The following is a 22,243-nucleotide window of genomic DNA, read 5'->3' as shown; positions in this document are numbered from 1 at the left end:
TACCCTGCGGGAAGCCGCTTCGCGTCTATGCGTGAGATAAATCATCCCAAAAATATGCAACGCCAATTTCTAAATAAAAGGTGAATTATGGCACAAATTATATCTGTTCATTCCTTTCGTGGCGGCACCGGCAAATCAAACACTATTGCTAACGTCGCAGCTACTATGGCAATCCAGGGAAAACGTGTGGCTATTGTTGATACCGACATTCAATCCCCTGGAGTTCATGTAATTTTTGGTCTGAGCGAAGACAAAATTGAATCTTCCCTCAATGACTACCTGTGGGGACGCTGTGAAATCAAAGACACTGCTCACGATGTTACTCATACTCTCACTACTAAGAATACAGATAAAATCAATGGTAGTCTTTACTTAATTCCCTCTAGTATTAAAGCTGGTGAAATTGCCAGAATCATTCGTGAAGGGTATGATGTAGTTCGACTAAACGATGGCTTTCAAGAACTCATCTCTAGTCTCAAGTTAGATTATTTATTCATTGATACTCATCCTGGTTTGAATGAAGAAACCTTAGTTTCCATTGGTGTTTCTAATGTTTTGATCATTATTCTCCGTCCAGATCACCAAGATTTTCAAGGAACTGCTGTCACAGTGGATGTAGCTCGCAAGCTACGAGTTCCAAAAATGTTGCTCGTGATTAATAAAGCACTACCGAGCTTAAATTTTACCGACTTGCAACAACAGGTAGAGAACATTTACAACGTCTCAGTAGCTGGTATTTTGCCCCTCTCAGAAGATATGGTGCAATTAGCCAGCAAAGATATTTTCTCTGTGCAGTATCCTGAGCATCCCATCAGCCAAGGCATCAAAAAAATTGCTGAACAAGTTGCTGACATTGCTTAATTAAACACCATGAATAACCAACAGCAATTTCGGGCTGGTATACTAGCATCCTATGGTGCTACTACCTCAGAAATAGATGAGTTACTTGCATACAACCATAATGTATTTAATCATTATCATTTCAATCATTCGATTACATTTCCTTTACCTCCTGAAGCTCATTTAGCTGTTTGGGAAGAGTACACTGCTACAGCAAAAGTTGTCGGAGCTTATACAGTTCTCAAGCAACACCTAGTACAATTTCAGTTCCCCATACTCAAAGGTATCAGCGAAACTCAAGCATATAGAAATGCTACCCGTAAGGGTGCGTCTGTCGATGACATGGTTGAGGTGACTGGTTTAGTTTTGCAGCAACCAGAGCAACTCCAATTAAGGATACATCAGAGCTTGGCTGGCAATATCCCGATTTTACTACCTGGAAACCGGGAAGATTTTGTTTCTCTAGTACAAGCCCTGACAATGCGAAATGAACCCAAGCTAGTCCCGCCATCGATGGGAGCTTGTATGGTTAGTGGGTTTAACAATTGGGATAGAATTCACCGATATCGCCAACAATGGGAATTCCAAAATCCTCAGAATTGTTCTGCAAGTAATTGGAAGTTAGAGTTACAACGCCTAACTCCACAAAAGGAACTTTATCAAGATAAATTCATTATTTTGAGTAACAGTCCTTATAGCAATGTTGCAGCCAAAGAAATTGGTCTTGAGGAATCTCTATGGCAGCGTTTATCCTTAACAATTCGGCTGGAACATGAATGTACCCATTATTTCACACATCGCTTGTTTAACTCAATGCGAAACAATGCCTTTGATGAACTTCTTGCCGACTACAGGGGTATTGTAGCTGCCATCGGGTATTATCGAGCCGATTGGTTTTTACATTTTATCGGCTTAGAGTCATTTCCTGATTATCGAGAGGGAGGTAGACTACAAAACTATCGGGGTAAACCTCCACTTTCTGACGGTGCTTTTAATATTTTACAAGCATTGCTGAAGGCAGCAGCATTAAATTTGCAGCGTTTTCATACAGAGTGGAGCAATGATTTGAAAACTTGCGATCGCCAAATTAAATTTTTAGTCGCATTATCTTATTTGACATTAGAAGAATTAGCGGAGCCAGGATGCAATTTGCTGATTCAAAAAGCTTTTGAAAAATCCCATATTTCGTAGATTAATAAGATATTTAGCCGTGCTTTGTTGTTTTCTGTTGTCGTTATAAATGAGGATGATTTCGTTATGACAGAAGTTTTACTGAAAGAATTGATTAATAGTGACATTAATTGGATAATTGCCAATAGTTATCAGAAGGAACTATCATCTGAAACTGTACTTATCCAAGAAGGAAAAACTGTCGATTCTTTATATATTTTACTAGAAGGAACCTTAACAGTTACCATCTATCAATCTGATGACAATCCTCTGAATCGAGCATTTGCAGCTTTTGATAATAGTGTCAACTCAGGCCGGGAGATTGCTAGACTGTCAAGAGGCGAGGTAGTAGGAGAAATTCCCTTTGTCAATACTCGTCCAACTGTTACTACTATCAAGGCTTTAGAAAAATCATTAGTGATGTCAATTTCCCAAGAAAAATTAGCCACAAAATTGCAGCAAGATGCTGGTTTTGCTTCCCGTTTTTATCGAGCGATCGCAATTATGTTTTTAGATAGAATACAAAATATGATTCGTCAGTTTGGTCGGCGTAATATTATACAAACTAAGTCTTTGAGAGATATGCTGTTTGTGTTAGCCGAATTACATGATAGTGACATTGATTGGATGATAGCTTGTGGCGTTCCCCAAAAAATTCCTGCTAATCAAGTAGTTATTCATGAAACAAGCCCTGTAGATGCACTATATATTATCTTGAGTGGAAGAATGTCTCTATGTGTTTCTGACGATGAGCGGAATCCCTTAGTTCGTGCTTTTGCAGCTATTGAGGGTAACGAAATCATTGGTCGAGAAATAGCAAGATTATCGAAAGGCGAAATAGTAGGAGAAACACCTTTCATTGATGGTCGCCTCCCTTCTACAACAGTGAAAGCAATTGAAGACTCTATAGTTCTATCAATTTCTCGACATCAACTAGCATTAAAATTACAGCAAGATGTAGGATTTTCGTCTCGTTTTTATAAAGTAATTTCTATTCTGATGTCTAATAGATTGCAGGAAATTATGAGTAGAATTGGCTATAGAAGGAGGGTTTATAGCCAAGGTCTTTCACTAGATAAAAATGCTGAATATGAGGATGAATTAAATATTAGTGTTTTAGATAAAATGGCATTAGCTGGGAAAAGATTTGATTGGATGATAGAACGAATGAGCATAGCTTAAATTTGAGTCAAATTAACATTAAAAAGGCGGTTAAAAACCGCAACTACACAGGCAAAACCCGCCTGCGCGGGTTTCAAACACTCAATTTTTCCTCAGTCCGCGTAGGCAGACTACCCTGCGGAGAACTCCTAAAGTAGCCGCAAAGCGTCTATGTTTGTGTAGCCGTGGGGCTAAACTACGACAGATACAATTTTTTCCACAACACACATATTTGGTATTTTATGTCAAGGCATAATTCCTAAATATGTTTGTTTGGATATTGTTGAACTCAGCACCCTTTTTGATTGAACCACCGTGAAAAGTCTGGTGTTGCTGATTAGCAATATAAATTTTATTTCGCGCATTCTTGACTGCTGAGGTTTACAGCACTTCAATAAAATAGCGAGTTCCATCTAAACATTGTGCATTTGATCAGTAGTAACTTTTTTGTACTCTAAAGATGTGATTCATTTAGCTATAAACAGTCACCTAACTAGGATTTAAAAAGTTTTACAGAACAAATATGCGTTATTTGTTAGCCGCTAACTTATATCTATTATCTATAAAATGAGTATCTATGTTAGAGAAAAAGCGTAGTTTATTTCGCCAAGAATCCGTAGAACGTTTATCTTCCCCTGAAAGACTAGACCAACTGATGCAAGTAGTCAGTCCCAGAAGCTGGCTACCTCTTGTCGCTTTAAGCTCCTTAGTAGGAGTAGCCATTATCTGGAGTATTTATGGACGTATTCCTATCACAATTGAAGGGCGAGGAGTATTAATTTACCCACGCAAAGTAGTGCAACTACAATCGAAAAATTCCGGGCAATTAATGACTTTAAATTTCAAAGTTGGGGATATTATCAAAAAAGGACAAATACTAGCGACAATTGACCAAGCTGATCTCCGTCAGCAATTGCAACAGCAACGAGCTAAACTGGTACAACTAGAATCACAAGACCAAGCAGTAAACTCACTGCAAGGGCAACGCCTAGAACAAGATAAACAGTCAACGCAACAGCAACGTCAATATCTCCAGCAACGGATTCAGGAACTTCAAACCCTGACACCTGTGATCAAAACTAGAGATAATAGTTCTCTTGAGCAACAACGTAAAAGCTTAAAACAAAACCTCCAACAGGTGCAAGCTCTTAGTCCTGTTTTCCGCCAAAGGATGGAAATCCGTAAACAGCTATTCCGACAAGAAGGAGTATTTTCAGCCGATGAAGCCCTCCAAGCAGAACAGGAATATTTAGAGAACTTGCAAAAAATTTCTGACCTCGAAACCCAATTAAAGGAACTCGATGTTAAGGAGACCGAAAAAGAAAAAGAATATAGTGAAAATCTCTCGACAATCTCCGACTTACAAACTCAGTTAAAAAAACTAGATAGTGAAAGTGCTTCTCAAGCTCAACAAGATTTAGAAAATACAACTGTCCGCAAAAAAGAGATTCAAGAAGTCAAGCGAGAGATTGCTAAACTGCAACTGCAACTAGGTGATAACAGCGAAATTATTAGTCAGTATAACGGCAGAATTCTAGAAATTACTGTGGCATCTGGGCAGGTGATCAACGCAGGTACTCGCTTGGCAAACATAGAAGCAGAAAATCCTGGTAGTAAACTAGTTGGTTTAGCTTATTTTTCAGTTGCAGAGGGTAAGAAAATCCAGTCAGGGATGGCTATTCAAATTACCCCTGAAACCGTGAAGCGAGAACGCTTTGGTGGCATTGTTGGTAAAGTTACTAGTATTTCAAATTTCCCAATTAGCAAAGAAGCAGCAATTAATGAGGTAGGTAATCCAGAAATCGTCGAAGGTTTGGTATCTCAAAAACAGGAAGGATTAATACAGATATTCTCTGATATAGAACAGGATTCTCAAACTTTTAGTGGTTATAAGTGGTCTTCTTCAAAGGGGCCACAGATGAAAATTTCTTCTGGAACTACTACCGTTGTGCGAGTTCAGGTCGAAGAACGCGCTCCAATCACATTTGTCTTACCTATCTTGAGGTCTTTCAGTGGTATCTACTAATTCTGCCTTAGTCCCACCTATGAGTTTTTGGCAGTACCTGCAAAAATTACTGCCTACAAGAAGCAAGCGGGTAAAAACACCAACTCTTCTGCAAATGGAGGCAGTTGAATGTGGTGCTGCTGCTTTAGGAATTATCTTAGGTTACTTTGGTCGGATTGTGCCATTGCCAGAATTGCGTCGAGAATGCGGTGTTTCCCGTGATGGTAGCAAAGCATCTAATGTGTTGAAGGCTGCAAGAAATTATGGTCTTGATGCCAAGGGCTTTAAAAAGGAACTAGATAAACTACAAGAACTGCATCCTCCCTATATTATCTTTTGGGACTTTAACCACTTCTTAGTAGTGGAAGGATTTCGCAAAGAGAGGGTTTATTTGAATGATCCAGCTACAGGCCCTCGTAGTGTGTCTTTGCAGGAATTTGACGAGGGTTATACTGGAGTAGCGCTGGTGATGGAACCAGGCGCAGAGTTCCAAAAAGGTGGTCGTAAACCTAGCATGATTGGAGCTTTGTGGGAGCGTTTACAGGGTTCAACTAGTGCTTTGATTTATTGTGTGGTGGCGGGATTTTTCTTAACTTTGGTGGGGATGGCTGTACCAGTATTCAGCCAAATATTTGTAGACGAAATCCTGGTAGAACAAAGATTGGATTGGCTAAATCCTTTACTTGTGGCTATGGCGATCGCATCTGTAATGCAAGGGTGTCTAACGCTACTGCGGTTGCGATATCTGCGTCGTTTGAAAATCAAGTTGTCTGTGGGGATGTCCAGTCGCTTTTTGTGGCATCTGCTGCGCCTACCTGTTGGCTTTTATGCCCAACGCTTCGCGGGAGAAATCACTAGCCGCATGAGTCTTAACGACCAAGTTGCCAATGTGCTTTCGGGACAGTTGACAACGACAGTAATTGATGTAGTCATGGTAGTTTTTTATGCCATCCTCATGTTTCAATATGACTGGCTGTTAACCTTGATTGTTATTAGTTTAGCGATCGCTAACATCTTCACCTTACGCTTAGTATCCCGTCAGCGCGTAGACTTGAATCAAAAGTTGATGTTGGATTTTGGCAAAGCTGAAGGCGTTTCTATTGCAGCTCTCCAAGGGATAGAAACACTCAAAGCATCAGGATTGGAGTCAGATTTCTTTTCTCGGTGGTCAGGCTACCATACCAAGGCAATCAATAGCCAACAGCAAATGGATGTCACCAACCAATTATTCTCCATTCTACCTACACTCTTACAAGCTATTTCTGCCATGTTATTGTTGGTGATTGGTGGTTTACGAGTGATGGATGGGTATCTCAGCATTGGGATGCTTGTAGCTTTTCAAGGTTTGGTGGGAAGCTTTGAAGCACCTGTGAGTAGTCTCCTCAACTTCGGTAGTACTCTTCAGGAATTGGAGGGTAATTTGATTCGCCTTGATGATGTGTTAGACAACCCAATTGATACTTCAGTAACACAGAGAAACTTGGTTGATGACCATGAAAACAACAAAGATATCCACCCCCTTTCTTCCTCCAAATCTTTACCCAGATTGCAGGGATATGTGGAGTTGCAAAACCTCACATTTGGCTATAGCCGCCTAGATCCTCCCTTGATCGAAAATTTTAACCTCTCACTTAAACCAGGACAGCGAGTCGCTTTAGTCGGTGGAAGTGGCTCTGGTAAGTCTACTATTGCCAAACTTGTAAGCGGACTTTATCAACTGTGGGCGGGAGAAATTATTTTTGATGATCAACCCAGAGAACAAATTCCCCACCAACTACTAACTAACTCCGTAGCTATGGTAGAACAAGATATTTTGTTATTTGGTGGCACAGTTAGGGATAATTTGACTCTTTGGGATCACACTGTATCCGACAAAAACTTGAAGCGGGCTTGTCAGGATGCAGCTATTGATGATGTCATCCTCTCAATGAATGGGGGATATGATGCAGAACTGATGGAAGGTGCTGCTAATTTAAGTGGAGGTCAACGGCAACGGATGGAAATTGCCCGTGCTTTGGTGAATAATCCTTCCATACTCGTCATGGATGAAGCCACCAGTGCCTTAGATGCAGAGACAGAAAGAATTATTGACCAAAATCTCCGGCGGCGGGGATGCACTTGCATCATGGTGGCGCATCGATTAAGCACGATTCGGGACTGTGATGAGATTATCGTGCTAGAGCGAGGCAAAGTCGTACAACGAGGTACTCATCAACAGTTGTGGCAAGTTGAAGGTGTGTACTCGCGGTTAATCCGCACAGAAGGGGAAGCCCTGGAGGAGGAATAAATCAATTCAAAATTCAAAATTAAAAACAGCCACCCACAAGGGGCAAGTTTTGAACCTTTACTTTTTTGATAAAGATGCACAAGGAAACAGATAAGCAATTAAATAACTCAAAATCCGAAATTTTAATTCGCGGTCAAACTTATATATTTCAGGGTAATGAGCCGATGCTATTGGATGACCCCTCTAGGGTTTGGGTAATTCAATCTGGCTCTATGGCGTTATTTGCCGTCACAGTTAAAGATGGTGTTATTGAAGGAACTCGCCGTTATTTATCTAGTATTAGTGAGGAGCAAGCATTATTCGGTACTAAAACTATTAATCAGCAACACCAAATTTTAGCTGTGCCGATTGGGGAAACTGAATTACTACAAGTACATCAAGAGTGTTTTCGGGAGTTAGTAGCTAACGCAGATTCGAGAGCAGTTAGTTGGGTAGATGCTTGGCTGTTGCAACTGAGTAGTGTATTGTCTGGCGTTACTATTCCAGAAATTGATGTGAAATCTAAGGGAGAAACACGGTTTTCTTTACTGGATGGTCAAACCTTCCAAGCGGAAGCAGGGGTGATCTGTTGGGTACAAATTAAGCAAGGGATTGTCCGCTTTCTGGGGTTGGAAGAAATGACGCTGACAACTGCAACCGGATATTTCCCCCTGACTGACAAAATGTGGCTAGAAGCCGTGGAGGGGGTTCAACTAAGCACTCAAACAACTAGCCAATTTTGGAACTCAGATCAGCTTTTGGTAGGGTTGTCTGAGATGCACATTCAACTGCTGCACTGTGTTGACTTTTTCGATCGCCAAGAAGCGCAAGCGGAAATGATGCGGTTGCGCGATCGCCAACGTCTCAATCGTCAAGTCACATCTCAGGCGTTGGGAGAGTTAGCGTCAACGTTGAGTTCTCAAGATGGCAACTTTTTCTTAGAGGGGACACCTTTATTAGTAGCTGCTGGGGCTGTGGGGAAAGCTTTGGGGGTGAAAATCTGCCCTCCAGCCCGCTCAGAAAACCTCAAACGAGTTAAAGAGCCATTGGAGGCGATCGTCCGGGCTTCTCGCATTCGGATGCGGCGGGTGCTGTTGCGGGATAAATGGTGGGAAAAGGATTGTGGGCCTTTGGTTGCTTATACTGAGGAGGGCAATCGACCAGTTGCACTGTTACCAATTTCTGCTAATTCCTATGAAATTTTTGATCCAATTGACCATACCCGCATCAAAGTAAATGAACCTATAGCCGAGACGCTTTCTCCCGTCGCCTATATGTTTTATCGGTCTTTTCCCGATAGCGTCCTCAAAACTTACAATGTGATTTTGTTTGCACTCAAAGGACGTAGGCTGGATATCCTACTCACCTTATTAACAGGTATTTCCGTCACACTTTTAGGGATGCTTACGCCCCAAGCTACCGCTATTATTATGGATAACGCAATCCCAGATAGCGATCGCGGATTGTTGCTGCAAATCGGTATGGGGCTATTAGTTGCTGCATTGGGTACAGTTTTATTCCAGCTAGCACAGGGTTTTGCTCTTTTACGCATCGAAACAGCAGCAGCCACAGCGACAGAAGTGGCGGTGTGGGATCGGCTAATGAATTTACCAGTATCCTTTTTCCGCAAATATACCACGGGGGATCTGCACTCACGAGCATCATCTGTTGGTGAAATCAGTCGAGAACTCAGTGCAAACACGATCATCAAACTGATTACCAGTTTCTTTGCCTTGTTTTATTTGGGGCAATTATTTAACTATAACTTTAAATTAGCCCTACTTGCAGTTGGAGTTGCGATCGTCACCAGCGCAGTTACTCTGGTTTCTGGTATCCTCCTCGTTGGTAAAGTGCGTCCTCTACTGGAATTGCAGGGCAATATTTTTGGACAGACAGTACAAATTATCAATGGCATTTCTAAACTGCATATTGCTGGAGCCGAGGAACGCGCCTTCGCCTCTTGGAGTAAAAACTACACTCGCCAACTGAAGCTTACCCTCAGTACACAACAAGTAGAAGATGCTGTAGTTTTTTTCAATACAGTGATGCCCATATTCACATCTGGAATTCTTTTTTGGCTGACCATTAACCAATTTAAAGAAGCTCAGACTTCAGGCACTATGGTGATTACCATTGGCACTTTCCTGGCTTTCAACGCCGCTTTTGGACAATTTGTTGAAGGAACTACAAATCTGAGTAACGTAGTCACTGAGATTGTCCAAATTACTCCTCACTGGAAACGCACCCAGCCCATTTTGCAAGCCATTCCAGAAGTAGATTTGAGCAAAGCCGACCCGGGAAAACTCGTAGGTAAAATTATCGTAGACCATATTATGTTTCGCTACCGGAGTGACGGAGCATTAACATTGGATGATGTGAGTATCTCCGCAGAACCAGGGGAATTTATCGCCCTCGTTGGGGGTTCTGGAAGCGGTAAATCAACGATATTCAGATTATTGCTAGGGTTTGAAACTCCCGAAAGTGGCAGCATTTACTACGATGGTCAAGACTTATCTGGGTTGGATGTAGAAGCAGTACGCCGACAGTTGGGCGTTGTTTTGCAAAATGGTCGCCTGAATGCAGGTTCTATTTTCGAGAATATTGCTGGTGGTGCCAATATTACCTTCGATGAAGCTTGGGAAGCCGCTAAGATGTCTGGCTTTGCTGAAGATGTAGCAGCTATGCCAATGGAAATGCACACGGTAATTAGTGAAGGAGGTAGTAATCTTTCGGGAGGACAACGACAAAGATTGCTCATCGCTCGTGCTTTAGTATTAAAACCCCGGATTTTGTTATTTGACGAAGCCACCAGCGCCCTTGATAACAGAACCCAAGCAATTGTGAGTGAAAGTCTAGAGAAAATGCAAGTTACGAGGATAGTAATTGCTCACCGACTTAGCACCATTCGTAATGCTCACCGCATCTATGTACTCCAGGCGGGACGAGTTGTGCAACAGGGAAGTTTTACAGAACTAGCTGCTGTTGAGGGGCTATTTGCTCAATTAATGGCTCGACAAATGGCTTAGTACAAAGCTAATGCGCCTACGCATTACATTTTTTCCAAACAACAGTCATTAGTGTTTACAAATGACCAAAAATAATAGAGGTACATCATGAAAATTCAGATGATTGGACACGCTTCAATATTTGTAGAAACGCAAGATTGTAAAGTGATGATGGACCCGGTGCTTTGGGATAAATTTTGTGAAGTCACAACGAGTATATGCCCTGAGCGAGAAGTTATTTATGAGCAAATTCCTGAATTTGACGTATTAGTAATTTCCCATCGGCATTTAGATCACTTTGATATTCGTTCTCTTGCTTATCTTCCCAAAAATGTTGATGTTTTCATTCCTAAAGATAAGTTATTAGAAGCTTGTCTACGTAAATTAGGATATTCTAAAATCTACGCTTTAAAGGACTCTGATGAAGTAAAAATTGGTTCTACGACTCTGATTGCCACTCGTTCAGAGAATCGCGTACCTGAGTATGGAATGGTATTTGCTGATCCGTCAGGAGTTTTTTGGAATCAAGTAGATTCATCAGTAAACGCAAAAACAATTAATTTTGTCAAATCTCGCTACCCCGTGATCGATTTTTTGTTAGCGAGTTGGCAGCCTATGTTAGAAACTGAGTATCAATACAATCAAAGCTTATCATTCCCTTTTCCGGGTTATAGCCATATTCTCCAACTGATTGGCTTAATTAAGCCAAAAGCAATTTCTCCTGGTGCTAACGGTTTCAAGTTTATAGATGGGTCATCTTGGCTAAATCAAGTTGTATTTCCAGTAACTCAAGAACAATTTTGTCGAGATATCGGGAAAGTTTGCCCAGCAGTGGAAAACATATTTTCTCTTCAGCCAGGGGATATTTGTGAAATTAAAGATGGGACATCAACCTATATTTCTGGAAAATCTCAATTTGTCAAGACGGTTGAAGATGATAGAGAAAAGTTACATTTTTCACCTGTAACGGTAAATGGCGAATTAATTGATAGAAACCCAGACAATTATGACATCCATGAAATGAGAAAGGCAATAGAGGAAGAGGTTTCACTGAATCTATCACCATTCTTCATGGAACATAAAAATGATTTATTTGGAGAGTATTGTCATTGGGAGGTTATATACCAAATAGAAATAGTATTTCCAGATGATTCTCAAAAATGGTATTTTGATTTTTCTGAAGAAACTATTCAATGCAAAGCAGGGGCTAATCCTTTAGCTAATGTGTTTAATATCATTACAGCTTCAAGTTTTTATGGAGTTTTAAAATGCGATAAAACTTGGGATTATCCTGGCACTGGCGGACATTTACGCGCGTTTGAAAAATTATATATAGCTAGTACTCATGGTACTATCCGCCCCGATATTAAATCAGTGAATATTTCTCCTTTAGCTCTGAGATTTCCCTATGAGAAACTTTTTGAAAGTGTATTGTACAAAGAAGTGGAAAAATGGGGAAGAGAATACGGAAATCATCAGATTGAGGATGAGAATAAAACAGCAATGATGAAGCTAGGAAATACTCTGATTAGGGTCTTTCCACAAAACCTCAATGAGCAGCAATTGATGACAACTAGTGTATAACAAAGCTGCAATACTTCTCTGATACTAATGGTAGGTTGAGTTTTGCGATCGCTCAACTCAACCTACCATCTAAACTGTATCTGTATTACTATTTAAGCAATAAATGTTGTATTTTTTTTTACAAAAAACTAATTTATGAACATAACAAAAAAAAATATCAAAACCATTATCACAGAAGAACATTCTTCTCAACTTCATGTTTGGCATCAATTAGGCTGGAAAAATGCCACTCTAATTTATCTAGATGAACATCTAGATTTTCAATATATTAGTGAAAATCGTATAGAAGCATTGAAAAGATGTCAAACTTCTGCTGAAATTGCTGAATTAGAAAAACCTTATCATATATTACCCGATCGCGGATACAGCTATGGTATCGAAGATTTTCTTTTTGCTGCTCATCGTCTGGGAATAATTGAACACCTCATTTGGGTAACTCTAACTCCCAAAAATCAACTACCAAATTCCATAAATTATATTCGTAAGTTACGTAGTTTCTTGCAAAATCAGGACGGATTTAGAACTAACGATCTGACAAATTGTAAGATTACAGGCAATATAGTAACAGCGACAATATTGGGATTAAACCTGACGATATGTGGATATGAAGATTTAAAAGATTTAGCCTTACCTGACAAGACTTTCATTGATATTGACATTGACTACTTTATTGGCTTGCCTGAAGATTATCCTTTGGTAGATCCCGAAAATATTTTTAATTGTTTAAATTCTCTTCCTATTAATTATGATACAGTCACTTTTACTCGCTCTGTGAGTAGTGGTTATATGCCCCTACGTTACAATTTTATTGCTGATTATTTAGCGGCTCTCTGGCGCAATGATCTAGATGACATAGCACATTATCGCCATTTATATGCTCTCGATCAACAAGCACAAAATAATCAGGTTGAAGCAGCTAAAAAAGGTTGTCTTCAAGAATTGCAAAAAAAGCCAAATTCTGCCGCTACTTATTACTTACTCAGCCTTTGTGAAACTGAACCGCTAAATGCTGCTGATTATGAACGAATTGCAGGAGAGATTTCCCCTAGTTATCGCCCTAGTGTACTTCGTTCACTTAACGGAATTGTTAGCCGGGAATTAGAATATGATAAAAATACATTAAAATCGTTAACAGATAAACTGATGCTAGCTGAGACTAACCTAGAAGAAGAACGATTAACTCACTATACTTTAGGGATTTTATATAGTGTAAAATCAGAAAAAGTAGAGAGCATTAAACATTATGAATATTGCCAAACAATCCAAGCAGGGAATTATCCTGAATTAAGTTTTAACATAGGTCTAATATTTATGAAAAATCAAGATTATAAAACAGCGATTAGCTTTTTTAGTCAGGCATTAACTGATGAATCAACAGAAGCTAAAGCATATAAAATGCTCGGTAAAATTTATCTTGAACAGGGCAATTATCAGTTAGCACAGGAAAATCTGACATTAGCCACAAAAATTATACCTACCGATGAACAACCAGTGAAATTATTAGCAAAACTATACAAAGAGATAGGAGATAAAACAAGCTATGATCGTGAAATGCTAAAATACTATCGAATGAAATTGCTGTTTCAAAGATTTGCTTAAAAATAAATACTTTATCTCAATTATATGTAAGGTTTAAAAAAATGTAGGTTGGGTTGACGTAAGGAAACCCAACACCGAGATATAGGTTAAGCTTTCGAGATCCATGTTGCGTTGCGCTTAACCCAACCTACAGCTAATACACTAATTTAGAGTTTCTCTTAGCTCAAAGCGAAATAAGTTTGAGCAATATGCTTTTTAAAGAATCAAAATTGTCTCGCAAAACAATATTTTATCTCATGAATAGCTGCACATTAGAAAATTATCTTCAAGTTGTTGTACCTCACCTTTCACCTGAATTAGTTTCTCCCGAAGCTCTGTCTCATATCCAGCCAATTGCCAGAATTTTTCCACCTTCGTCAGAAGGTTTATTTGAGTGCCGTTTGGGTGCTGATAACTCCAAAGTAGACTTTTCGGTTCTCGCTACAAACTTCGATGGAAGTCATCATAACTTTGGAGGGATAAATTCGGTTATGAATTTTCCAGATATAATTTTTACTAATCCTATATGGAGACGCATTCAGGATTTTTGCTCTGTTTGTTGTCAGCCTAAATCCCTATTATCAAAGAGTGCAGAAAATATTTGGCTGGAATTTGATCTTGATGAGCAGCCGGAAGAATTACCAATACCTAGCTTATTTTTAGGTTTAAAAGAATTTCAGTTAAAAAAACATACTACAGAAACATCTAAGATTAGCGATGAACAATTACAGACTATAACAACTGTGTTGCAAATATTATTTGAGCATGATATTTCACCTCTTATTGAGAAAAATCTGGGTATTTGTGTAAATTCTTTACCATCCGGCTCCCAGGTGCTTTATGTAGGAGCTATGTTTTCTCGTCAATTGGATGCTGTAAGAGTTAATCTTGGTGGTATTCGTGTTGAGATGCTTGAAGATTATCTTGCTCAAATTGGTTGGATATATTCAGTCAAACCTCTCAAAAAAATAATTAAATTACTTGCTAAGTTTTCAGATGCAATAATTCTGAATCTCGATATAGGAACTAGTATTTTTCCAAAGATAGGGCTAGAGTGTTTATTAGAAAATAAAAGTTCGCGGCTTGAACCAAAATGGCAATTACTTTTAGATTTTCTGGTAGAGCAAGGATTATGTATACCTGAAAAACGTGATGCTGTTCTTAATTGGTCTGGATGCTCTCACGAGAAGTCTTATCCAGAGCTATGGTCAAAAGAATTGAGTAAAGTATCCAGCTTTCTTGGTTCAAAATGGTATAGTATTTGTTTTAGAAATTTGAACCACATAAAAATAATTTATCATCCAGATGGAAATTTGGAGGCAAAAGGATATTTAGCATTTGGTCATAGGTTTGTTTGCAAGAATTAGGAAATATATAGCAATCATTTATATTTGATTTGTGAAAATAGCCACATTTAGATTTCCGACTTATTTAATAAGTCGGGAATCTAATAGTATCTTCGTTAGATCAAAAAGTCTATATCTACAAAATGTGTATTTTGAGCGAAAAAATGTGTATTGTTTGGGCGATGTAGCTACTGTATTGTGTAGTTATAGCTTAGACAAAAAGAAATAAGTCATCTAGTACAACTTTTCACTTAATTATTGCTAAAAAATGGGCAATCAAAAGCAAATTGAAATAAAAATTGCAAGCACATAAACAGCAATATATAAGATGAAATAGTTATTATCAATACTTGATAAATGGTAAGTTTATTTTGTCTAAGTAAATATCCGCTCTATATGTCTGATGATGCTATTAGCTCACAGGAAATAATATAAATTACCCATGAGAGACTAAAGGTAATCAGAGGATATTAGTGTGGCTACTCTGTTCTGCAAAAATAGAAGGAGAAATCTCATGTCAACACAAGAATTTTCACGCGAAGAATTTAACGCAAATGTAGCTGCTAAAGCTTGGCAGAATGTTGCATTTAGACAAGAGTTATTATCTAATCCCAAAGCAGCTATTGCAAGGGAATTGGGAACAACTCTGCCTGAAAATTTGCAGATTCACGTATTTGAAGAAGATACCAACAATATATATTTGGTGATTCCACCCGTACCACAGGTGGATGAAGAACTTAGTGAGGAGGCACTAGAGCAAGTTGCAGGAGGTTACATTGCTTCTAGAAAGAAAGGTAAATTCTTTGTGATCACCTAATATAGGGCTATTGAACATCAAGTTCTTGATTGTTCTTGTTGCGATCGCCTTGCTCATGTCTGATTCACAATAGTGCAAGATTGACATGAGCATAAACCTCTTAAATTCAACTTACCACCCAGGAATTTTAAGGGATGTATTAGGAGAATGTAAAGATAATATATCTTAATAAACAGGATTTATTAGTAATTAAGTTTGCATTCTCCTCTCTCTTTCTCTGCATTTAAAATTTCCAAGCAATATCGGTTTAATGGAGTATAGAGTAAAGAGTAAAGGCTGCAATGATTGTGCGATCGTTTGATATTTTCGTCAGCTATAATCAATATTAAAAAATGGCGAAAAAGATGTGTAATTAAATATTAGTGTTGACAAAAACATCAAATCTAAGATTTGCAACTATTTGATCTAATTCCTAAAAAATATGCAAACTCAAGAATTAAATCAGCAGGTGGAAGCACAGTTGATTCCTCCACCTTTCAATATTAAAGAATACTGCATAGATAACCATGCTAGTTTTGAAAAAATTGATCAGATTGATCCAAAACTATTATCTAAGTTTAGCCAAGTTAAGCGATTTATCGAACGATGGGACGCAGATCAGGAATTTCGCAGCCAAGTTGTCAAAGACCCTTATCATACTTTTGTGCGATATGGTTTGCAAATAAATCCTGAAGATGTCAGACCAAAGTGGGATAAAGATTGCGTTAGTAAGTGGCAAGAAGAAATATCAGAGTTTTCATTATTAAAACTGAGTAATGAGTTTTATGAACGGCTTGATAAAGCGACAAATGAACCGGAATCCGCTCCAAGTGATCCCCATATTCGAGCGTGGCGGGAACGACAAATTACACGTACTGCTAGCCAATTAAATCCAGCCTTTCATAAAGTAATTCAACACATTCCAGTTTGTTTTGAACTGAGCAAGGGCTGTTCAATTGGTTGTCGCTTTTGTGCCGTGTCAGCACCTCGTCTCAGTGATATTTTCTTCTATACTGCCGAAAACGCCAAATTGTGGCGTGAAGTGCTGGAATTAATGAAAGGCTTTTTAGGAGATGCGGCTGGAAATGGTTTTTGTTATTGGGCGACAGATCCCCTTGATAACCCAGATTATGAAAATTTCTGTATTGATTTTCATGCTGTTACGGGATATCTTCCCCAAACTACAACAGCGCAACCCATGAAAAATCCACAGCGCACACGCTCTCTTTTAAAGTTATCAAAAGAGAAAAATGGCATCTGCAATCGCTTCTCGATTCCTTCCTTAAAGATGTTAGAGCAAGTGCATCAAGAGTTTAGTCCTGAAGAACTACTGGGAGTACAAATAGAGTTCTTGAATGATGGGGCAGAAGGTGCTGAAAAAGCTCATGCAGGGAGACAAAGAGAACAAAATATCCAACAAGGTAAGTTAGATGAAGAGTCTCACAAACAAGGGACGATCGCTTGTGTTTCTGGATTTTTATTCAACATGGTTGAGCGCAGTGTGAAGCTGATTAGCCCTTGTAATGCTGATGAACGCTGGCCACTAGGTTATATAGTCTACGATCAAGGAACATTTGTAAATGTTGATGACCTCAAGACTTTGATTGAGAGGATGATTCGGGATAATATGTCACGGATGCTAAGGTCTGGTGACTTGATACGCTTTCGTCGCGATCTTAAGTATGAAGCTCTTATCAATGGCTTTCAACTTTCCACCCATATTAAAACCTTCAAGTTCCGCCATAACTCTTTGTGGCAAGAGTTGGGGGTTTTAATCCACCAAGGTCAGCATACAACCGCAGATATTACTCAATTGTTTGCTAACAAAGGAGTATTATCACCGCAGACATCCTACTATCTCAATGTTTTATTTGAGCGTGGAGTTTTAGACTCCGAGCCTCAACCTTAAGAAGCGTAATACCATTTCTTTGTGACGCTGCATATATTTCCCCTTGGCTACGTCGTCGGGACTAGTAGTCTGCCAACCTAAAATTGTTAGGTGAGGGCTGGGAAAAGGGGAAAGGTTAAAGGTTAAAGGAATAAACATCTTTTCCCTTTCCCCCTTGCCCTTTACCCCGCCAAGTTTCCTTGGCGAACTACTATAGGGGGATATTGTGATGTATTCATACATAATTGGCATAAATTCGAGGAAGCATTGAATGTTGGTGGATAAGTTTAATTAATCGCATTGCGATCGCCTACTTCATAAGAATATTCACCAGCTATTTTGAAGAAGACTGAAAAGATTTTGAATGGAAACTAAATATCGTTGGTCAAACACACAAAGCAATACCAAATTCGTCAATTCCATCAATACTAAATTTGACGAATTTAGTAGCAAAGAAATACCACAACGTCTGCATTACTTTTTTGAAAATCGATGTGATATCGACGCTAATGCTGCTGCTCTAATCTGTGATACACAGTCTCTCACCTATGGTGAACTAGATGCACAAGCTAACCAGTTAGCTAATTACTTGGTGCATAAAGGTATCAGCCAAGGTGACAGAGTTGGTATTGTCCTCGAACGCTCAGTTAACACTTATGTAACTCTGCTGGCTATACTCAAGAGCGGTGCTGCTTTTGTGCCTCTAGATTCGTCTTTTCCTGAAGATAGAATTCGCTTCATTGCTGAAAACGCATCGCTGAATCTGCTTGTGAGTAGCACACAACTAACTGAGCTAACTAGGGGAGTTTCCTGTCAGGTTTTGATGCTGGACACTGTAGAAAAAGATATTGCAGCCCAGCCGAAGACGCGGATTAAACTTTCAGATTCAGAAGACGAACTCTGCTACATTATCTATACTTCTGGCTCGACTGGTCGCCCCAAAGGTGTTGCTGTTAACCATTCAAATATATGCAACTTTATCACAATATGTACACCAATTTACGGTGTTAAGAGTTGGGATCGAGTTTATCAAGGCATAATTATCGCCTTTGATTTCTCCTTCGAGGAAATTTGGCCAACCTTCGCTGTTGGAGCAACCTTAATTGTCGGGCCAATAGATCATCGAAAAATCGGTTCAGACCTTGCTGATTTTCTGATTGAGCAGAAGGTGACAATTCTTTACTGTGTCCCTACCCTGCTGGCAACAGTAGATCGTGATATACCTGCAATACATACTTTAATAGTTGGTGGTGAAGCCTGTTCCCAGGATCTAGTCAAGCGTTGGAGTCATTCGGGTCGCCGAATGCTTAATACCTATGGCCCAACAGAGACGACGATTACTGCTCTCTGGACTGAGCTAGTACCAGACAAAGCGGTGACTATTGGTAAACCGCTACCGAATTACAGCGTTTATCTTTTAGATGAGCATCTGCAAGAAGTACCACTGGGTGAGATTGGGGAAATCTGCATAGGTGGAATTGGTGTTACACCAGGTTACGTCAATCTTCCAGAACAAACTGCCTCTAAGTTTATTGCCAATCCCTTTGAGCCAAGCCATAAGGGAGAAAAATTATATCGTAGTGGTGATCTCGGTCGGGTAACACCAGACGGCGAAATAGAATTTCTGGGTCGTATCGATCATCAAGTGAAGATACGCGGTTATCGGATTGAACTTGCTGAAATTGAGGCAATTTTACTAGAGAATCAGGAAATCGAGAATGCTATTGTCTCGCTTGTATCTATTAATGATGCAGTCAAAGAATTAGTAGCTTATATCACATTACACATTTCCGTAACTGACTACGAAGCTCTGAAATATAGCCTCTACACATCACTAAGTAGCCGTTTGCCTAATTACATGGTGCCAGCATTCATCGAGATTTTGAATGCTATTCCCACGCTACCCAACGGGAAATCAGACCGTTCTAAGCTACCGACACCAACCACTGCGAGGCTTAGGCAAAACTCTGGTAACTATGTACCACCAACCACACAGCTTGAGCAAGAGCTAGCTAATACTTGGGGTCATGTCTTCGGGAACAACAATATCTCAGTTGAGGAAGACTTTTTTGAGGATCTTGGTGGTCATTCCCTATTTGCGGCTCGAACTATCTCTAATTTAAGACTTAACCCAGCATTACAATACCTTTCCATTGCTGATTTGTACTCTCATACAACTATCCGCGCTCTAGCAGGCCACATTGAGAGCATCCAGCAACAGCAAACTCAGTCAATTTCCTCTCAGTTATCCACCAAGTCGCAGCTTCGGACAGTGCGACATCATAGCAATCTACGAGTATGGTTCTGCGGAGGTGTACAGACATTATTGCTATATCTGCTGTTTGCTATTCTCGGAGTTCCATTGATATTGCTGTTAGCTAATACTCATAGCTGGTCATCACCACTCCAGATGTGTACTAGAGCTATTTTGCTTTCAGTTAGTTGGTTACTAATTACCTTAATGCTGCCAATAATAGCTAAATGGCTACTTATTGGTCGGTTCCGCCCTGGTCGTTATCCGTTGTGGGGTTGGTATTATTGCCGTTGGTGGTTAGTAAGAAAGATTTTGGAACTAGCACCACTTGATTATTTAGCAGGTTCGCCCTTGATGCCTTTTTATATGCGGTTGCTGGGCGGACGCATTGGTAAAGGATGCCATATTGGGACTAAAGACCTACATCTACCTGATTTAATTGCGATCGCAGATGAAGCGAGCATCGGTTACAGTGTGCAAATACAACCTTTTATAATTGAGGATGGATGGCTCTATCAAGCACCTATCCAAATTGGTGCTAATACCTTCATTGGTACTAACTCAGTAGTCATGCTTGGTAGTAGTGTTGGTCAGGGAGTGCAGCTAGCTGAACAGTCTTTGGTGGCGGAAGACCAAATAATCCCAGATGATGAGACTTGGGCCGGGTCGCCCTCCGAACGCACCAGTCATGCTGATCCAGTTATCACCGAAATTAGCGATCGCAAAACGCCTGTTCTCAAGTGGTCGCCAGTGCTGTGGCTAGGTTTTGTAGTTGGAATTGTTTTGTTTGAGACTTTACCCTTGATCATCTTTACTCCAGGGTTAGTATTCGAGTACTTTGTATCCCAAAGGGAACTTTTCAAAGGTTTTTTATATACACCGATCGCAGGTTTTTTGTATACATTCACCGCCTGTACGTTAGTCGCCCTTGGTAAGTGGTTGGTTATGCCAACTACCCGCCCCGGAATTTTTCCTGAGCAGTCTAGTTTTGGTTTGCGTAAGTGGGTGGTTGATAAGTTGATATTTACTAGTTTGGCTGTCACCAACACGCTCTACGCTACACTTTATACATCACCTTGGCTGCGTTTATTGGGAGCCAAAATCGGGCCAAGGTCAGAAGTTTCCACAGTATCGCACATCGATCCGAATTTGCTGAGGGTGGGTACTGAAAGTTTTGTTGCCGACTTTGCCACAATTGGGCCAGCGAAATACTACAACGGTTTCATAGGACTGGGAACGACTGAACTTGGTAGTCGTTGCTTTGTGGGTAACGCAGCTTTAGTACCCAGCAACACACATCTCGGCAATAATAGTTTGATTGGTGTGCAATCTGTACCACCCACTCAACCCGTGAAATCTGGTACATCATGGCTTGGTTCACCAGCCATTTTTCTACCACGCCGTCAGCAAAACGAGTGCTTTGACGAAAGCGTGACTTTCCGACCATCTATCCAGCTAGTGGCTGCTCGTCTGGCGATCGAGTTTGTGCGAGTTATCTTACCACCAACGCTGATTTATGTCGCGTTTATCCAGAACTTTTTAGGGCTAACTTGGCTAACTTCAGTAGTATCAACACCAATACAAATAGCTCTGTGGCCAGTAATTTACCTGACCTCTGGGCTGCTGCTAACTATATTGGTCGCCACCTTAAAATGGATTATAGTTGGGCGTTATCGACCCCGTGTAGAGCCACTCTGGTCTAACTTTGTGCGGCGCACAGAGTTGATTACTGGGTTATACGAAACTGTAGCTGTGCCATTTTTGCTGAGGTGGTTTACTGGTACACCATTGCTAGCACCGCTTTTGCGCCTGTTTGGTGCTAGTATTGGTCGGCGAGTTTATATGGAGACTACATTTCTAACTGAGTTTGACTTAGTTCGCGTTGCGGATGATAGCGCGATCGCTAACTTGACATCACTTCAAACCCACTTGTTTGAAGACCGAGTGATGAAAATGTCCAAGTTGAGGATTGGTCGGGGTTGTACTGTTGGTACTCGTTCTGTAGTGTTGTACGACTCCGAGATGGAGGCTGGTGCAAAACTAGATGCTCTATCTCTGCTTATGAAGGGGGAAATGCTGCCATTTAAGAGCCACTGGCAAGGAATTCCATCTCGCTCAATTGACTAACTCATATAGGTAACTTTTGGGAAAAGGGAAGGATTAAACACCTTTTCCCTATAGACTTTTTTGGGTGAAGATATTTAAAAATAGACCTATATTTCAATATTCGTAATAACTATATCTAGTGAATAAATTTCAAAATTTATGCTAAAAATCTAGCAGTTAGTAATCAAAATATTGCAGTAAATTATTGCTGATTCAATACTATTATACAGTTATAAAGCAAAAA

Annotated in this window: 12 protein-coding genes; all 12 read left to right on the top strand. The window is 39.9% G+C overall.

Annotated elements, in window-relative coordinates:
- The first annotated feature begins 87 nt into the window (after positions 1–87).
- Positions 88–861: a MinD/ParA family ATP-binding protein gene (locus tag A4S05_RS02750; protein WP_069068292.1), complete on the top strand. Its 774-nt coding sequence runs from the start codon at positions 88–90 to the stop codon at positions 859–861.
- Positions 862–870: 9 nt separating this feature from the next.
- A complete protein-coding gene (locus A4S05_RS02745; RefSeq protein WP_069068291.1) occupies positions 871–2,031 on the top strand; it encodes a DUF7005 family protein in 1,161 nt (386 codons plus the stop codon).
- A 66-nt stretch (positions 2,032–2,097) separates the two neighbouring features.
- Entirely contained in the window at positions 2,098–3,192 is a 1,095-nt protein-coding gene (locus tag A4S05_RS02740; RefSeq protein ID WP_069068290.1) for a cyclic nucleotide-binding domain-containing protein, read from the top strand.
- 556 nt (positions 3,193–3,748) lie between these two features.
- Positions 3,749–5,197 carry an NHLP bacteriocin system secretion protein gene (locus tag A4S05_RS02735; RefSeq protein WP_069068289.1) on the top strand — a complete coding sequence of 483 codons (1,449 nt, stop codon included), beginning with the start codon at positions 3,749–3,751 and terminating at the stop codon, positions 5,195–5,197.
- Positions 5,184–7,463 (top strand): NHLP family bacteriocin export ABC transporter peptidase/permease/ATPase subunit, encoded by a 2,280-nt coding sequence (locus A4S05_RS02730; RefSeq protein ID WP_069068288.1) that lies wholly within the window; start codon positions 5,184–5,186, stop codon positions 7,461–7,463. Before A4S05_RS02735 ends, A4S05_RS02730 begins: the two co-directional genes overlap by 14 nt.
- Positions 7,464–7,537: 74 nt before the next feature.
- The gene (locus A4S05_RS02725) at positions 7,538–10,468 is read left to right on the top strand and encodes an NHLP bacteriocin export ABC transporter permease/ATPase subunit (protein WP_069068287.1); all 2,931 of its coding nucleotides are present in this window, start codon (positions 7,538–7,540) and stop codon (positions 10,466–10,468) included.
- Positions 10,469–10,555: 87 nt separating this feature from the next.
- Entirely contained in the window at positions 10,556–12,031 is a 1,476-nt protein-coding gene (locus A4S05_RS02720) for an MBL fold metallo-hydrolase (RefSeq protein ID WP_069068286.1), read from the top strand.
- A 135-nt stretch (positions 12,032–12,166) separates the two neighbouring features.
- Positions 12,167–13,630: a tetratricopeptide repeat protein gene (locus A4S05_RS02715; protein WP_069068285.1), complete on the top strand. Its 1,464-nt coding sequence runs from the start codon at positions 12,167–12,169 to the stop codon at positions 13,628–13,630.
- 188 nt (positions 13,631–13,818) lie between these two features.
- On the top strand, positions 13,819–14,976 hold the full coding sequence (locus A4S05_RS02710) for a hypothetical protein (protein ID WP_141699627.1): 1,158 nt from the start codon (positions 13,819–13,821) through the stop codon (positions 14,974–14,976).
- Positions 14,977–15,469: 493 nt separating this feature from the next.
- Positions 15,470–15,772 (top strand): NHLP leader peptide family RiPP precursor, encoded by a 303-nt coding sequence (locus tag A4S05_RS02705; RefSeq protein ID WP_069068283.1) that lies wholly within the window; start codon positions 15,470–15,472, stop codon positions 15,770–15,772.
- Between the two features lie 421 nt (positions 15,773–16,193).
- Positions 16,194–17,660, top strand: coding sequence for a radical SAM family RiPP maturation amino acid epimerase (locus A4S05_RS02700; RefSeq protein ID WP_084226960.1), 1,467 nt, complete (start codon positions 16,194–16,196; stop codon positions 17,658–17,660).
- Positions 17,661–18,003: 343 nt separating this feature from the next.
- Positions 18,004–22,020: a Pls/PosA family non-ribosomal peptide synthetase gene (locus A4S05_RS02695; protein WP_069068282.1), complete on the top strand. Its 4,017-nt coding sequence runs from the start codon at positions 18,004–18,006 to the stop codon at positions 22,018–22,020.
- Positions 22,021–22,243 lie beyond the last annotated feature (223 nt).

It is taken from the genome of Nostoc sp. KVJ20 (assembly GCF_001712795.1).
In the GTDB taxonomy this organism is placed as follows: domain Bacteria; phylum Cyanobacteriota; class Cyanobacteriia; order Cyanobacteriales; family Nostocaceae; genus Nostoc.
The sequence above is the reverse complement of the archived record's forward strand: the minus strand, read 5'-3'. Positions and strand labels throughout refer to the sequence as shown.

What these genes read in the sequence shown, in the direction of transcription:
- A4S05_RS02710 (WP_141699627.1), top strand. Translation starts at nt 13,819, where the DNA reads ATGCTTTTTAAAGAATCAAAATTGTCTCGCAAAACAATATTTTATCTC.
- A4S05_RS02740 (WP_069068290.1), top strand. Translation starts at nt 2,098, where the DNA reads ATGACAGAAGTTTTACTGAAAGAATTGATTAATAGTGACATTAATTGG.
- A4S05_RS02705 (WP_069068283.1), top strand. Translation starts at nt 15,470, where the DNA reads ATGTCAACACAAGAATTTTCACGCGAAGAATTTAACGCAAATGTAGCT.
- A4S05_RS02700 (WP_084226960.1), top strand. Translation starts at nt 16,194, where the DNA reads ATGCAAACTCAAGAATTAAATCAGCAGGTGGAAGCACAGTTGATTCCT.
- A4S05_RS02735 (WP_069068289.1), top strand. Translation starts at nt 3,749, where the DNA reads ATGTTAGAGAAAAAGCGTAGTTTATTTCGCCAAGAATCCGTAGAACGT.
- A4S05_RS02750 (WP_069068292.1), top strand. Translation starts at nt 88, where the DNA reads ATGGCACAAATTATATCTGTTCATTCCTTTCGTGGCGGCACCGGCAAA.
- A4S05_RS02695 (WP_069068282.1), top strand. Translation starts at nt 18,004, where the DNA reads ATGGAAACTAAATATCGTTGGTCAAACACACAAAGCAATACCAAATTC.
- A4S05_RS02725 (WP_069068287.1), top strand. Translation starts at nt 7,538, where the DNA reads ATGCACAAGGAAACAGATAAGCAATTAAATAACTCAAAATCCGAAATT.
- A4S05_RS02745 (WP_069068291.1), top strand. Translation starts at nt 871, where the DNA reads ATGAATAACCAACAGCAATTTCGGGCTGGTATACTAGCATCCTATGGT.
- A4S05_RS02720 (WP_069068286.1), top strand. Translation starts at nt 10,556, where the DNA reads ATGAAAATTCAGATGATTGGACACGCTTCAATATTTGTAGAAACGCAA.
- A4S05_RS02715 (WP_069068285.1), top strand. Translation starts at nt 12,167, where the DNA reads ATGAACATAACAAAAAAAAATATCAAAACCATTATCACAGAAGAACAT.